Below are 14,425 nucleotides of genomic sequence, written 5' to 3'. Positions count from 1 at the left end.
TTCCCGAACTTGCAAGAAGCGATCCCTGCATCGCCACCCAGACTCATGACCAAAGACCTCGCCGCCCACACGCCAATGATGCATGGGGATGTAATGCCTATGAGGAGTAGCGCAAGTTCCATGAAAGTCACGCCAAATGTTACGCCAAAAGCAATTTCTGCATACGGCATGTTTATGGTGCGTTCGGGCTTCAAATACATCCTGCGTTCTGGGTGCCTAGCCCTTTAGCTAGAAAGGACGGCAAAATTTTTGATCGGTCGAAACGCCAAAGAGATTTGTTGTTAAGCTAGCACATCATTAAAAATCAAACGAGACACGGGGGTCCAATGCACATTTTGGTGAAGAGTCACGTCCAAGAACTGATCAAAGATTTTTCGTACGAAGGCTACAAAGAGTCGAAACTATTTGAATTTCTCTGTAACTATTGCATCGTTTCCAAGCACTTCTTCGGGCGGTTTGAACCAGAGGATGTGACGACAGAGGAAGACGACGCATCAATTGATGGAATTGCCATTATTGTCGATGGCGACCTCATCGGCACTGAAGAAGACGCAAGTAAGGCTTTCGGAACGCATAAAACCAATCTCGTCGTTGATCTGGTTCTTGTCCAGGCCAAGAGCGGTGAAACGTTCAAGAAGGACGAGATTAGCAACTTCAAACTAGGGGTAGAAGACTTTTTGTCTCTGGCTCCTAAACTGCCAAGCGGCCGCTTTAACCACGAGGCGATCAAAATATTGAAAGTGGTTTTTGCCAACCTTAGAAAGGTTCGGAATCGTCTGCCGAACGCCCACATTTATTACTGTACTAGCGGCACTTACAAGAAAGAGCGGGAGATTAAGGCATGCTTCGATCTAGTCGAAGAATCAGCTAAATCTAGTGAGCTCTTCCACAAGGTGACGGTCACCCCGATGGGGAGAAAAGAACTTTCTCGTTTATATGCAGAGATCACCGTTAAAAACGAAGCAAAGCTGAACTTGATTGACTATTTCGGAATGCCTGCAATGCCTGGTATTCCGCAATCGTACGTCGCCTTAGTATCCGCCAGGCAGTTTGTTGAGCAACTGCTAAGTGATGATGACGGCAATTTGCGCCAAGCGGTCTTTGAAGAGAACGTACGATCTTTTCTAGGCGATGATAACGATGTCAATACCGCGATCCAAAAAACCTTAGAAGAAGCCGAAAAGAAAAAGCTATTTTCGGTGTTGAATAACGGCATAACAATCGTGGCGCCGGAGCTTACTCTCACGCCAAATACCAAGCAGATCACGATTACAAATTACCAAATCATTAACGGATGCCAGACGAGTACAACTCTTCATTCAAACCTAAAATGTCTGACGCCCGATGTGAATGTCGTCATCAAATTTATCGAGTCGCCTGAGAATCAGAGTTCAGAAGACATTATTGCGGCGACGAACTCTCAATCTGACATCCCCAAGGAAGCGTTCTTTGGTTTGCGGGACAAGGCTAAGCTGGTCCAAAAATATTTCAACGCGCAAAATAAAAACTCTGCAGACAACCTTATTTATTTCGAGCGTCGGCAAGCCGAATACCGTGGACACGCGTTACAAGCATCGAGGATCTTCGATGTCAGAGAAGTTGCGCGATGCTATGTAGCTATGTTCCTGAACCAACCCCATAGTTCAGCACGATACGTAAGCACCATTTTCACTGCTCACGATGAGCAGTTGTTCAAGGACGATGATCACGAGGCCTATTACTACGCGAGCTCATTAGCACTATACAAATACAAAACTTTAATCAACGGGCGTAAAAACGGGGCGCAAAACTTTACCAAACTGCGCTGGCATGTGATCCAAGTGTTCAAATGGCTTGTACACCAAGATATGAATGTTCCAGCTCCGAACTCGAATAAAGCGGACGGATATGCAAATCAGCTGATCAAAGTTCTCAATGATGATAAAAAACCATACATCAAAATCTTTGAAAAATGCCAACAAATCATAAGTGAAGTTGGGATACCCTCGGACGACGCACTCAAACGCGCTAAATTTTCCAGTGACCTAATGAGAGCGGTTGCGGCCAATCTTGAGGCAACGACGAAAGCTACAGGGAAAACTAAATCCGGTAAAGGTTTTGCAAAAAAGGGGGATTGGGCTGGCCATACAACCCAGAACGCGAAAAAATAGTAGCCTGATTAGCGATGGCGGGAAATTAGGCCCTGCTTGCCAAGGGCATCGGTCTCGCGGCGGCAGATCCATACCCGCAGCATTCATGGCGGCGGTTCCGGAGGCACATCGCCAAAAAGGACGAGCCACATCTGCTGAAACGATGCCCAGGCACCGTTAAACTCTACCTTTTCGATGCCTTGAATGACCATGCCGCGCTCGTCGGCCGCGAAAACGACGGGGTTGCAGAGGCTAGCCTGGCGCGAAGGGAAGTGGTAGTTCTCGAAGCGAACCACCTCCGCAATGGAATGATGATCCAGCTCCCGGCCATGGACGCGTTCGATCAGCAACTCACCGACAATCGGCACCTGCTCGGCGCGCTCCCGCTTTGTCAGAGCCACGCCATATCTCTTGAGTTTCTTCACACTGACTGCGATACCCCGACGCTTGCCGTGCAGACTACCGATGTTGCCGTGTCCAGCCACGATTTCGGTGCGAGGATTCAGGTCTTCAGGGGTCGGATGTGGATCCATTTTCTCGGTCCACTTACTCATGGTCGGGGGCGATTTCATCGGCGTGCTATAAATACTGTATTTACATACAGTATCACAACCATTTTTGCCCTGCCTCGCCTAACTTGAGATGTGTTGCGCTACCGTGCGCCACCGATGCGGTGCCAGAATTTCTGTTATACACTTCAAAATCAATACCTTAGATGCGGAGCGCATCATCATGGCTGAAAAGACAACTAACAAACCTTTGCCTAGCTCGTTTAAAGTCAGGCCGACTGCGGATTACTATCGCGCAGACAGCGAGCAAGCCGCGTCGAGAGGCGTCGTCTTTTATGAAAACAAAAAGCCCTTCCTGCAGACTTGGCGACGCGCCCACACTCATGTCATTCACGCTCAGATCAACCACGAAAGCGTAGGCCTTAGGGGTGCGTTGCAAAATGGCAGCACATTCACCGTTTACGACATGTCAGAGTCGGAGAAGCGAGATCTTTTTCAGGCGAGCAAGCTGATATTTGGATGTTCACTCGAAAACGACGCCCAATTTCGAGAAAACAGCGCGGTTGCGAAAGAACGGGAGAAGGCCGCCCGTAAGGAACGCATGCACAGCTTCATCGGAATATTTGGGGACGTCGAGCAGGATAGCGTTGATCTGCAAAAAGAACTGCGCGAGGACTGGTCTTGATCCATCTGCTCGACACCAACATCCTGATTGACTACCTGAAGCCTGTACCCGACGCGGTCGCTTTTGTCGACAGCCTGGACGATCCGGCTGTCAGCATTGTCACGCAGTTGGAGTTACTGGTGGCCGCCGCAACGCCAGCTAAGGAACAGGGCATCTTGGAGTTTCTCAAGGATTTCAAGGTGCTGCCGATGGATGACGCCGTCGTTCTGGAAGCTGCGCGGCTGAAGCGCCACCTAAAGCAGACAGGGGCCAAGAAGATGCAGATGCCAGACCTCATCATCCGCGCGACAGCGAGCGTTCACGGTGCCACCATCTACACGCTTAATAAAGACGACTTCCCCGCCGGCACCGGTGTGGTTCACCCCTATTCGCCGGTGGCGAACACTTCACCCACGCTGCGCGAGCAGGCTGTTGCAGCGCAAGCCGCTGCAGCCGGCGGCACGAATGTCACACCCATCACGGCAGCCCAGCAGCCTAGCCAGAGCACTGGCACAGATGGGGCCAGCACCCCCAGATAGATATTGGTCTGCTGTTCGTGCAGCAGAACAGGGCGCTTCATTTTTGCAGCAGCCCAGCTTCTTCAATCAATCTTTCTGCACGGTGGTACTTGTCGACACAGGCGTTGAGGTCCCGCAGGATGTCATCGCCTTCGAGGGCGAAATCGAGAATTCGCCCAGCAGCCGCTGGCAGAAGGTCGGCTCGCGCTTCTCGATCCCCAGCGGCGGCAGCTTGGGCAACGGAGGCTGCACTAGCCGCGTCGACGGCGACTGACAAGCGCACAGCACCAGCGCGCAGCTCACCACGCAAAACATCCATTTGCTTCTTTGCATTGTCTTTCTCCTGTTGAGCGGCCGCCGTTATGGCAGCAACGGCCGCCTGGCCCCCGCGTTCGGCCTCTCGGTATCGTTCGGTGGCGCTGGCGAGGGCTTGCGCATGCTGCTCATTGACCTCCGCCGCCCTACCATCATCGATCTGCGCCTGGCGGTGCCCGCCCCATAGGTAGCCACCAATCAGGCCCAGGCAGAGGGCCAGCACGACGGTGCCGAAGGTCTGAAGTCGGTTCATGGGATCACCTCCAGCGCGCGCTCATAGATGGCCTGACGTTCGGTAAAACCATTGGCATCACCGATGGCCACCGTTTTCTTTCCCCTGTTGACCAGGTCGCTCACGCCATCGATGTCGCCGGCATCAGCCCACTTGGACAAGCCATTGACCGACCAGAACCAGCCAGCAGCGCGACAACCGTGGACTGGCTCGCACAAGAGGCGCGGCTGCTCAACGCAATCCACGTGCAGCGCCATCATGGCGGCCAGGTGGTTGAGGTAGCCGGTGATCTGAATCGGGCCATGGCCCTTCCAGAATCGGCCCGGGGTGGTGCCATGGGCGGCCGCGATCCGGATTGCCTCCGGATTGGTGTTACCGAGATCGGCGCGATTGTCATAGGCGGCACCGCTGGACGTTGCACCACCGCGCACCAGGTCACTGAAGGCCGTCTGATTGCGCACCACCGCGATCCGCGATGCCGTTGTCGCGTTGACTGCAGAAGCGGATGACGCCAGCCCTTCGGAGAAATTAAAGAAGGAGAGCCAGCGCTGCGCGCCGCCAATGAGACCCAGCACCCCCTTCGCCAACGACAGCGGTGCATCCAGACTGCTGCGCAGGTTCTCCGGCAACAGAGAGGTGAGCACCGATGTGGGATCCGCCCGGATCCAGTCCAATGCACCGAGATCGACATCCGGCAGCGCCATGAGGCCGTCGACCTGACCCTGGGCATCGTCGACAGCGAAATCCGGTAGCCCATCCACCGAGAAGTTGTCGGCGAAGTCCTTCTCGAAGGATGCATCGCACACGCCAGCCTGCTCGGAGAGCTTGGCCTCGGTATCCACCGAGGTCTTCGGCTCTTCCTGCTTGCCGGCCTCCAGGAAGGTGATCGAAAACTTCGCCATCCCGCCTTCACGGGACGACTCGGTAATCTGCACCTCACCGAACACGGTCACCGAGACGGTGCCGTAGTACGGATGTACCAGTTGGCCGGCGCCAGCCTTCTCGATCGCAGCGATCAAGGCGTCGCGGGGCACCATGTAGTCGTTGTCACCCGCTGGGTCGCCCAGCACGAAGGCATCGACCTTGTACTCGCGTGCCCGACGCCCCATGTCTTCTGCATAGGGAATGTCGCGCTGGGGATATTCGTGCCGCGCTATGCGGCGGCCGGCGCTCAGGCTGGATCCGTCGACGTTGAACTTCGCGCCTCGGAAACTCGCCTGGCGCAAGTTATCTCGCCATGCCATGTGATTTCTCCCTTACATCATCATGGCCAGGCCGGCCGTGACATCGATATCCATCGCGTTGCCGGCGCGCTTGAGCTCGGTCACCTTCGCTGGTGCGCCCTCCAGCTGGATCTTGAGCGTGCCGCCCACCTCCGTCTTGCCGGCGCTGGCAGCCTGGGCGGCCGTGATGTTGCTGGCCCGGTCGGTGGCAAAGGTGAACTTGAAATCCTTCATGGCGTCCGGCATCAACCGGTCAGGCAAGATGGTCTTCAGGATCCCCAGGATGCCGTTAGCCAGCGCCTGCCATCCCTCCAGCCAGACCTGGATCATCCCGCTGAAGAAGTTGACATCAAAGACACCCTTGATCCGGTCCCAGGCGCCGCTGACGTAGGAAACGATGTTGTCCCAGTTCTTGTAGATGAGCACCCCGAAGGCCACCACACCCGCGATCATCAGCCCGATCGGATTGGCGAGCATCACGCCCCACAGGGCCTGCAGCCCGCTCATCGCCGCCGGCAACATCGTCCAGGCAAAGACGCTCAGCTTCACCGCAGCCACCCCGAGCGCCCAGCCCAACTGCCCGAAGGCTAGCAACACCGGCGACATGAGACCGCCCAGCATTAACAGCGTGGAGACTGTCGGCCCGAAGGCGCTATTGAGCGACTTGAAGACTGCGCCGACCTTCTGCGCCACCTGCCAGAGGCCCTGGAAGAGCTGCACGCCGATATCGATGATCGCCGGCAGCTTCTCCAGGAAGGCGTCGAATTTGCTCTCAATCAGGCCACGATTGGCCACCGTCCATTTCTGGATGTTCTCGAACATGGGCTGAATCTTCTCGGCCAGCTTCAGACCGAGGAAATTCTTGATGCCCTCGAAGGTGCCCTGCAGGCGCTTCCACATCTTGTCGAAGGAATCGGCCTGCTGCAGCTGGTCGTCGGTGAAGATCCGGCCGTCTGCCGTCATCTGCTCATACTTCTCGCGGATCCCATCAGCACCACGGTTCATAGTGCCCATCATGATCTCGCCGGACTTGCCCATCAGCTCCAATAGAACTGCCTGTTTGGCAATGTCCTTGTTGGAACCCTTGAAGGCATCGGCCATACGCTCGATCACCTCCTCGGGCTTCATTCCCTTCAGCTGCCCCAACGAGATCCCGACGCCCGCAAAGGCTTGCTGCTGCTCTTTGCCGCCGGCCAGCGCCAGGCCCATCGCCTTCTTCAGCTTGCCCATGGCGGCGGCGGCGTCTTCCATGGTGCCGCCGTCTTCCTTCACCAGCTCACCGAACACCTGCAGGCGCTGGGCGTTGATCTGATATTTCTCTGCCAGGTCGCCGACGCTGTCAGCGGCCTCAGCCGCTGCGACACCGAAGTGGAGGATCTCCCCCACCGTACCCGCATACACACCGCCGATCCCGACCGTAGTGACGGCCAGTCCCACCAGGGACTTGGACAGTGCGCCGACCGCGGATTTGACCTTACCCAGGCCCGTGGCGTCGTACAGCTTGCCAAAGGCGGAGTGCAGATCGCCGGCCGGCTTGATCATGCCCTCCAGCTTGGCGCCGATCTCATTGAGGGTGGTCGAGGCCTTGTCGATGGCCGAGATCACCAGCTCTGTTTTTGTCTGTTGCGTTCCCATTCGATTCTCGCGGACAAAAGAAAAGCCCCGCCGGGTTTCCCAGGCGGGGCTTGTCAAAGTTGCGTTACGTCAGGAGAAGAGGATGCCGAAGAGGCCGATCACGAAGCGCAGACCGATCCAAGCGATACTGGCGATCAGGATCAAACCGAGCACTGCCGGAACAAGCGCAATGCCACCAGCACCGAAGGCCAACAGGCCGATCAGGCCCGTCTTGAGGTCCGGCTTCGCTTTGGGAGATTGAGTGGTGTCATCCATGCACCCATTCTAGCAAAGGCCCCCCGGCCGTCAAGACGAACCCTGCAGCCGCTGTTGCGCCTTGATCACCTCGCTAGCCTCATTGGCCCAAAAGTCCAACTCCCAGCTATCCATCTCCCACATCTCGCTCGGCGGAAAGTGGTAGAAGTGTGCGATCAGGCCGATGGCGTCACGCCAGTGCCACGTACCAAAAAAGGCGCCACCTTCCCCACCAGCTCGATCACATCGACCGCGTCCAGCTCGTCCAGCGTATCGGCCGGCAAGCCGTTCATCTCCGCGATGAACTTCAGCGCGCCACCGAACTTCCCGTCCGACGTCTTCGGATCAACGCCCTTCATCTCTTTCGCCTTCAGGCGGCGCAGTTTCAGGAAGGTGATATCGGAACCGTCCGCCGCCTTGATCGGGAACGCCAGGTCATAGCGATCTTCCAGTACCGCCAGGATACCGGCGACCGGGATCGGCGCGGTCCCATCGCCCACCGGCGCCGATGCCGGCGTGCCCATGGAAGGCGGCAGTGTGAGCGATGGTGCAGACGTCTGCACAGGGCCGGCGGTCGGTCCGTTCGGTTGGCTCTCGTAGAATTGATCGTAGCTCATGCTTGCTCCACCGGTGCGCCGATGAATTTGAGCGATGCCTTACCATCGCCCGCCTGGGGACTGATCGGCGATTCCAGACCAGCACCGCGCTGGATGAACTGCTGCCCGGAATCGCATTCGAAGACGATCGAGCCATTGGTCATGGCGTTCAGGCCCACGATATCCGTATCGGCGTTCACCGCGATATCGCATTCGATTTCCGAATGCACCGGCGTCTCCGTCCAGCCGAGGAAGCCGTGGTCCCCCACGACCGGCTTGCGGCTGACGCCGCCCGGATTGAGCTTCGCCGTGCCGGGCAGGCTGGCGATGCTCGCACCATTGACGCGAATGAAAGCGCGCCCAAAAAATTGAGATGGCATATAAGCCTCCTGTTAAAGACGGAACTGGACCTGTGCTGCGAAGACCCGGAACTGGTTAACCAGATCAGGCGGCAGGCGCACGTCCACTCGGTTGCGATCGTTCTTGTTACGGACCACCAGCAGATCCGACTTGAACTGATCAGGGTTCTCCATGATGCCGGCGTCCACCCAATCCAGAGCCAGAGCGATCAGCTCTGCCTTGATGTCCTTCGGCGCGGCAACCGCCTGACCCGGCGCCACCGGCGTGGTGTCGTCCACCAACTTGTGACGCGGGAAACGCTGGGCGATGCGCGCGCGCACCTGGTAGCGCATCAGCGACAGGGTGTACATGGTCTCGATGTCCCGATAGCTCGGGTCCACCGTGCCGGACGCATTGGTCTTGTAGTTCGTCACCGCGCGCTCGATCACCACGTTGCCGCCGTTATCCACCACGGTCGTCGCACCGCCATAGGACAGGATGTTGTTGCGTTCGGAGCGCAGCCACCGCTTCGCGGCCGGTGCCGGCAGACGTGTGGGCAGGACCAGCGTCTGCAGCGGACGGGCCGGGTCGATCGCCAGGTAGTATGCCGAGACCGCGCCGGCCAGCACCGCCTTCTCCCACACCGGACCAGGCTCACCACCGGTTTCGCAGGTCCACAGCGTAATGTGCGGATTGTTGCGCACCGACAGCAGCGTATTGAGGGAGCCCACAGTGCCACGCACAGCCGAGTGGCAGTGGCCATCGTTCTGGTACAGCGGTCCCCAGCGGTTGTTCGCCTCGGTTTCCATCAGCCCCAAGTTCGCCGCATCATTGAACGGCATGATGATGGTGTTGTACTGCACTGCACCGATGTTCGCCAGTGCGGTTGCGATGGTCGGATCAGCCGTACCACCGTTCATCTGGACGATGGCCACGCCCAGGCCGGCCGGCGTCGCCTCCGACATCGGGTAATAGTTCAACTGCATCATCAGATCGTTCGTCAGCGCGCCCTTGTGGCGAGCGGTGACGGTCACCACGCCAGCAGCACTGGCAGCAGTCACGACAAGATCCGGCTTGGCGTTGATGGCTGCAGCCAGGGCAGCGGCGATGACGGCAACGGTATCGGTCGTCGCCACCGCGACCTGCACGACATCTTCGCCGATATACAGATTCAGCGTCCCGGCCTGCGTCGCGGCACCGGTGATCGTGATGGTGCCGGTGGCCGCCGTGCCCGCGCCGTTGTCCGGGACCGGGACGATCCAGGTTTCGATCGTGTCGGTCACGTCAAACAGCGAGGCGATCATCGCAGCGCCAATCGAACCACGACCGAAGGCGGCGATTCCCGCGGTCTTGCCGCTCACCTGCAGGGGGACGTTGGCAGCACCGTTGCCGGTCGCCAGGGACTGGCCGATCAGCAGGATGCGTTGCGGCATGTTCACCGGCGCGTTGATCGCCTTGCTGTTGTCGAATTCGACGTATTGACCTGGCGTGAGCCCAAAGCAGATACTCGCGGGTGACCGAGCGCTGCCACGCCTGCACTTGCTCTTCACTCATCCCGAGAGCCTCGCCGTCAATGGCGGGCCGCATAGCCAGGCCCGTCCCGACGACGTTGGTCACCACGGTATTGATCGCGCCACCGGCCAGAGGGGCATTGCGGATCAGATCTCGCGAGTTCTCCCGAAGCGTGGCCAGATCCGGCAACAGGTCTTCATCGGCACTCTTGCCCGAAGTGAACCAGTTGCGAAAGCTTCGCCGGCTGCGATCAGCCCCCACATAAGATCCCGCGATCGCCATGTGTGCGCGTGCCTGCATCCGCCTCGTGCCGGCCACGGGATCGAAGTACGACACGACTTTATCGATCACGTTGGGCGCCAGATCCAACTTGCGTCGGGCGCTCATCGCGGCACACCATAGCTGATGTTCAGACTACGGCGGCGCCCGGAGGCAGCGGCCGAGAGCTGTGCCACCATGCCCTGCCAGTAGGTGATCTGTTCCTTGATCACGGCCGCATCGGCGCGGCGCAGTTTGCGCGTGCCGATGGTGTACTCCTGGTTCTGCGAGACAGCAAGGCTGGCGGCCAGCCACGCGGCCAGCTGCGCCTGGGCCTGATCCAGAGTAATACCAGACATATCGTTTCCTATCGTTCAATCCCGCGCGAGCGCACGCGCCGCCCGCCAGATGGCGGCGGCAACGATGCAGACGTCTGCACCCGCGAGGGTGGATTGTTGATTTCTATCGACTCGGCCGGGCTGGCCGATGCCATGGGCGCCGGTGGCGGCGATGCAAACATGTCAGCGACTGCCGGCTGTACTGCTGCCTCCAGGCGCTCCCACATCCGCTCGGTATAGCGGTGCAGGTCCAGCATGTGCGCGGAAAACAGCGATAGCACCGTGCAGTCCAGTACCTCGTTGCGCTTGCGCAGCGGCACCCAGCGATACTGTTCGCCAGAAACCGTGCGCACCTTGACGCGAGCCTCGGCCGTCAACTGGTGGTAGAACTCAGCCGGCAGGTCCTGCGAGAAATGCAGGCATCCCGGACCGGGCTGCGTCACATTCAAGCGCCCGAAGATCAAATCCTTCGCCGTGTCGGTTCCCACCAGCCAAAGCTTGATGCCGCTCTTGATGACCTTGCCAGCGTAGTTGACGTCCTGCAGGGACGAGCGGCCCTTGACTGGTCCGCCTAGGCGCGAATCGCCCTTACTGGCAAAGCAGCGCCGGCCCTTCGCCTGCTGCATCCGCGCCCAGGCATAGGCCTGGTGCGTGAAGTGGCCACCGGTATCGATGGTGTATCCCTCGATGCCCAGCGTCCCGCCCGCCATGTGCTGAAACCGCGTCTCCATATAGAAGGATAGCTTCTCCCAGTCAGCCGGCACAGCGGGGTTCGCTGCCAAGACCATGTAGTCAACGACCCACATCTCCTCGCCGCGCCCGACCGCCCACACGACCACTTCGAAGCGGTTGTCCTGGACGTCGATCCCAGCCACCAGCACCAGGCCGCCCATTTGCACCACACGAAGCGGGTACGGCTCGGCGCGCTGCATCAGCGCATGGATATCAGCCTTCTCGACATCCTCCTCCCAAGTCTCGCCCAGCGTAGTGTTGACAAAGGTCTGCAGCTCCGACTTGTCGCCGGACTTGGCCTTGCGCTGCGCCGACATGAATTCGTCCACGATCTGCGCCCAGCTGGTCTGCGGGCTGTAGGCCGTCCAAACATGGAAGGCCACTTTCTTCGGTACCGGGATCCGTGCGCCGTCCGGCGCATGGAAGGTGCCGTCCGTGTCATCGATGTATGAACCATCCTGCGCGATCCAGCGGCCCAGCCCCCAAACCTCCAGATAGTCGGCCTGGGTCATCTGGCCGTCGCACAGGTCACACATGTGCATCACGGTCGAGGGATCGTCATTGATCCACTTCATGCCGAAGGACTTATCCTTGCCGCCCCAGCGCAGAGTGATCATCTCGCCGCAATGCTTACACGGGATGTGCCGTTTGAATTGCAGGTCGGCTTGGTCATGCCGGGCCTCGATCAGCGAGAGGCCTTTCAGCTTTGGCGTCGATCCGCCGATCAGCTTCGGGAACGTGGCGCCCTCGATGCGCTTACGCGCCAGGGTAATCGGGCTGCCTTCCTTCTCCACGTTCTGGTCGAAACCATCCACTTCATCGAGGATAGACACGTCGACCGACAGGCGCCGATAATTCTTCGCGGCCTTGCCGCCCCGCAGATGCAGGACGGAAGTCAGAAACTTCTTCTGCCGCAAGGTGTTCGCCTTGCTCTTGGCCTGGAAGCTCGGAAATACCTTCATCATCGCGGGCACGTCCCGCAGCATCGGCTCCAACTCGGTCTTGCAGAACTCGTCGCTGTCGTCGTCGGTCGGTTGCCACAGTGCCTGGTTGCGCCGCTTGTGTTCTGCGAAGTAGCCGACCGCCGCCAGGATCATCTTCGTATAGCCGACGCGCGCCGACTTCATGAAGGTCACCTCCTCGATCTCATCATTGGACATGGCATCCATGATGGCGACCTGGTAGGGGTATGCTTCCCACGCTTGCTCGACATAGGACGACTCGGCCGACAGGTAAAAATTCTTGGCCGCCCATTCCGACAGCCTCATCGGCTCGACGGCCGCCAGCGATTCCAGGCCTGCTGCAATCGCGCGTTCAATCTCCTTCAGATCCATCTTCGAGGTCGCTTTCTGCGGCCTCGCTGTCGTCTTCATCGTCGAGGTCCGCTAATTTGATGGCGGCCGCATGGTTGCGCGCCTTGACCAGCTCGCGCGTGATGAAATCCAGATCATCCGCCGAGAGCTGGGAGCGCCGCTTCAATTGCACCGGCACCGCTTCCAGGATGCCAGCGATCTGCCGGCCGACCTTCGAGAGGACTTGCTCCAGCAGAGCAACCGGCGCCAGCTCGCGGCGGGTGACCGCGTTCTGCATCTCCACCTTTTCGCGCTGGGCACGCGCGAGCGCGGCGCGCTCCGTTGCGAGATCCAGCTCGCCAGCAGCGAAGCGGCCCGCGGCCTGCTCGCGCAGGTTCGTGCAATACGCTTTCAGCCAGACGCCAGCCGGCTCACCGGGCTGAAGAATGCCGCGCGTGAGGAGTTCGCTGACGGCTGGTTGGCTGATTCCGACCAGCGCGCCGAACGCGGCCTGGGTCGTCTTGGCCTCCAGATCCATCACATAACCCCCTAGGGAAAAGTTTGTAAGTAGTGCGAAATCGGGGCGCGAATTACCCTCGCCAGCCGAGGCCCCGGAAGTACCTTGAAAAAAATGTCACCCGAGCAACACCCGCCCTACCGGGCCGAGGCCAGGGCCGCGTCGATCGCCGCGATCAGATTCTTCGCAGAGCTCGCCCTGACGGCGGCCTGCCCGATGTCTCCGAACGGGAATCGCTTCTTGTATTGCACGCGGTCCGCATAGCTGACGATCAGCTGCACATGCGTGCCTTTGCGCTGGTAGATTCCCGCGACACCTTTGACCTTGCCACTGAAGACATCCTTCCGAGCCAACAGCTTTTTGATGGCGCCTCGCGTCATGTTGCCGTACTGGTTCAGTCGTACGCCTTTTGGCACGACGACAGCACGTCTAGCTGGCGTGCGCGTTCCACCTGCCACCTGATACTGGAGATACTTTTCCTGATCATCCTTAATGAAGACTTTGGCGTACTGCTTCTGCTTTGTGGCCGGCTCGACGCCAAACGCCTTTAAGGTGAATGGGGTCGGGCGATCAAGGTTTTCCGGCAGCGCCTTTCCGAGTGCAATCTGGGCATCCTTCGCTGTTGCAGTCAGCCCCTTCGCAATCCCGAAAGGGAGCTGCTTACCGGCTTCCTTGAACTTCAGTGCATTGGCAAGCAGGTCATGCCTTACGGTAGCGATAAGCATGTACACCTTTCTTCAGTGGTACGGGCAAACACTTGCTGTCTCGAGTCGGGCTGGGAAAAAATCTCTGGTCGAAAAAAAGCCCGCAATTGCGGGCTAGTGAGTTCCTTAGTCGCCGGCGACTGGTAATGAGTCAGTCGCTGCATACACCAACATCGTGACAAAAACTGCTCGAAACTTTGGCAAACTGCCGGCGAAATACGAGATAGATTGCAGGGGAAAGTCCGGATTTAAGACGTTACCGATTCGATCAAAATCAATACTAAGAAATGGCTTTGATTCTTTTTCGGCTTCGTTCAAGTAGAAGTTATACCGCCCGACAAAGATGTTCGAACCAGCACCTTTAGCTCGACACAACATGTATCGAACCTCAATAGTGCCAAACGTCGTATTAATTGCACAATTGAATTTTCCGCTTCTTTTCTCAAAGGAGCTGCTCGTGAGGTAAGCCGGCAGCGGATCCCAAGACTCGATAGTGACAAGCGCGGCATTAAAATCCCCCGCGACCTGCTCGATTTCTCTGGCCTCTTGTTGGCGCGCGTAGAGTTGATTTGCAGCCTGTTCAACAATGGCTATATCCATTTCCCCTCCCTAGAAAATTGTCATAATGGAGATCGAAATATAGCATCCAAAAGACAAAAGCCCCGAACCATTACTGGG

The 14,425-nt window shown here is 58.3% G+C and carries 17 protein-coding genes; 3 read left to right on the top strand and 14 right to left on the bottom strand.

The genetic code is table 11. The features are described 5' to 3' along the window. Positions 1-338 precede the first annotated feature (338 nt). Positions 339-2,150, top strand: coding sequence for an AIPR family protein (locus tag ACWHXP_RS03345; protein WP_489634508.1), 1,812 nt, complete (start codon positions 339-341; stop codon positions 2,148-2,150). 83 nt (positions 2,151-2,233) lie between these two features. Here the strand turns inward: ACWHXP_RS03345 and ACWHXP_RS03340 are convergent, their stop codons facing one another. Further along, entirely contained in the window at positions 2,234-2,683 is a 450-nt protein-coding gene (locus ACWHXP_RS03340; RefSeq protein ID WP_489634509.1) for a hypothetical protein, read from the bottom strand. 178 nt (positions 2,684-2,861) lie between these two features. Between ACWHXP_RS03340 and ACWHXP_RS03335 the strand changes: the two genes are divergently transcribed. After that, positions 2,862-3,323, top strand: coding sequence for a hypothetical protein (locus ACWHXP_RS03335; RefSeq protein WP_489634510.1), 462 nt, complete (start codon positions 2,862-2,864; stop codon positions 3,321-3,323). Beyond that, positions 3,320-3,841 (top strand): PIN domain-containing protein, encoded by a 522-nt coding sequence (locus tag ACWHXP_RS03330; protein WP_489634511.1) that lies wholly within the window; start codon positions 3,320-3,322, stop codon positions 3,839-3,841. The genes ACWHXP_RS03335 and ACWHXP_RS03330 overlap by 4 nt, the downstream gene beginning before the upstream one ends. A gap of 37 nt (positions 3,842-3,878) precedes the next feature. Here ACWHXP_RS03330 and ACWHXP_RS03325 read toward each other — a convergent pair whose 3' ends face one another. The 13 genes from ACWHXP_RS03325 to ACWHXP_RS03265 all read right to left on the bottom strand — a co-directional run bounded on the left by ACWHXP_RS03325 (position 3,879) and on the right by ACWHXP_RS03265 (position 14,347). Further along, complete coding sequence (locus ACWHXP_RS03325) at positions 3,879-4,388, bottom strand: lysis system i-spanin subunit Rz (RefSeq protein ID WP_489634512.1); 510 nt, start codon at positions 4,386-4,388, stop codon at positions 3,879-3,881. Next, the gene (locus tag ACWHXP_RS03320; RefSeq protein ID WP_489634513.1) at positions 4,385-5,611 is read right to left on the bottom strand and encodes a DNA circularization N-terminal domain-containing protein; all 1,227 of its coding nucleotides are present in this window, start codon (positions 5,609-5,611) and stop codon (positions 4,385-4,387) included. Before ACWHXP_RS03320 ends, ACWHXP_RS03325 begins: the two co-directional genes overlap by 4 nt. 12 nt (positions 5,612-5,623) lie before the next feature. Next, on the bottom strand, positions 5,624-7,225 hold the full coding sequence (locus ACWHXP_RS03315) for a phage tail tape measure protein (RefSeq protein WP_489634514.1): 1,602 nt from the start codon (positions 7,223-7,225) through the stop codon (positions 5,624-5,626). Between the two features lie 69 nt (positions 7,226-7,294). Further along, a complete protein-coding gene (locus ACWHXP_RS03310; protein WP_088757400.1) occupies positions 7,295-7,480 on the bottom strand; it encodes a hypothetical protein in 186 nt (61 codons plus the stop codon). Between the two features lie 155 nt (positions 7,481-7,635). Further along, entirely contained in the window at positions 7,636-8,076 is a 441-nt protein-coding gene (locus ACWHXP_RS03305; protein WP_489634515.1) for a phage tail assembly protein, read from the bottom strand. After that, positions 8,073-8,435, bottom strand: coding sequence for a phage tail tube protein (locus ACWHXP_RS03300; RefSeq protein ID WP_209534402.1), 363 nt, complete (start codon positions 8,433-8,435; stop codon positions 8,073-8,075). The genes ACWHXP_RS03305 and ACWHXP_RS03300 overlap by 4 nt, the downstream gene beginning before the upstream one ends. Positions 8,436-8,447: 12 nt before the next feature. After that, complete coding sequence (locus ACWHXP_RS03295; RefSeq protein WP_489635879.1) at positions 8,448-9,794, bottom strand: phage tail sheath C-terminal domain-containing protein; 1,347 nt, start codon at positions 9,792-9,794, stop codon at positions 8,448-8,450. Beyond that, complete coding sequence (locus ACWHXP_RS03290) at positions 9,679-10,293, bottom strand: phage portal protein (protein WP_489634516.1); 615 nt, start codon at positions 10,291-10,293, stop codon at positions 9,679-9,681. Before ACWHXP_RS03290 ends, ACWHXP_RS03295 begins: the two co-directional genes overlap by 116 nt. Further along, the gene (locus tag ACWHXP_RS03285; RefSeq protein ID WP_088757394.1) at positions 10,290-10,523 is read right to left on the bottom strand and encodes a DUF6148 family protein; all 234 of its coding nucleotides are present in this window, start codon (positions 10,521-10,523) and stop codon (positions 10,290-10,292) included. Before ACWHXP_RS03285 ends, ACWHXP_RS03290 begins: the two co-directional genes overlap by 4 nt. Positions 10,524-10,531: 8 nt before the next feature. Then, a complete protein-coding gene (locus tag ACWHXP_RS03280; protein WP_489634517.1) occupies positions 10,532-12,568 on the bottom strand; it encodes a phage terminase large subunit family protein in 2,037 nt (678 codons plus the stop codon). Next, positions 12,549-13,064 carry a terminase small subunit gene (locus ACWHXP_RS03275; RefSeq protein ID WP_082803227.1) on the bottom strand — a complete coding sequence of 172 codons (516 nt, stop codon included), beginning with the start codon at positions 13,062-13,064 and terminating at the stop codon, positions 12,549-12,551. Before ACWHXP_RS03275 ends, ACWHXP_RS03280 begins: the two co-directional genes overlap by 20 nt. A gap of 116 nt (positions 13,065-13,180) precedes the next feature. Next, entirely contained in the window at positions 13,181-13,768 is a 588-nt protein-coding gene (locus ACWHXP_RS03270; protein ID WP_489634518.1) for a hypothetical protein, read from the bottom strand. Between the two features lie 105 nt (positions 13,769-13,873). Further along, a complete protein-coding gene (locus tag ACWHXP_RS03265; protein WP_489634519.1) occupies positions 13,874-14,347 on the bottom strand; it encodes a hypothetical protein in 474 nt (157 codons plus the stop codon). Between the last annotated feature and the right edge of the window lie 78 nt (positions 14,348-14,425).

This window comes from Herbaspirillum sp. Her2, assembly GCF_057961375.1.
This window is presented reverse-complemented; position numbering and strand designations above follow the sequence as displayed.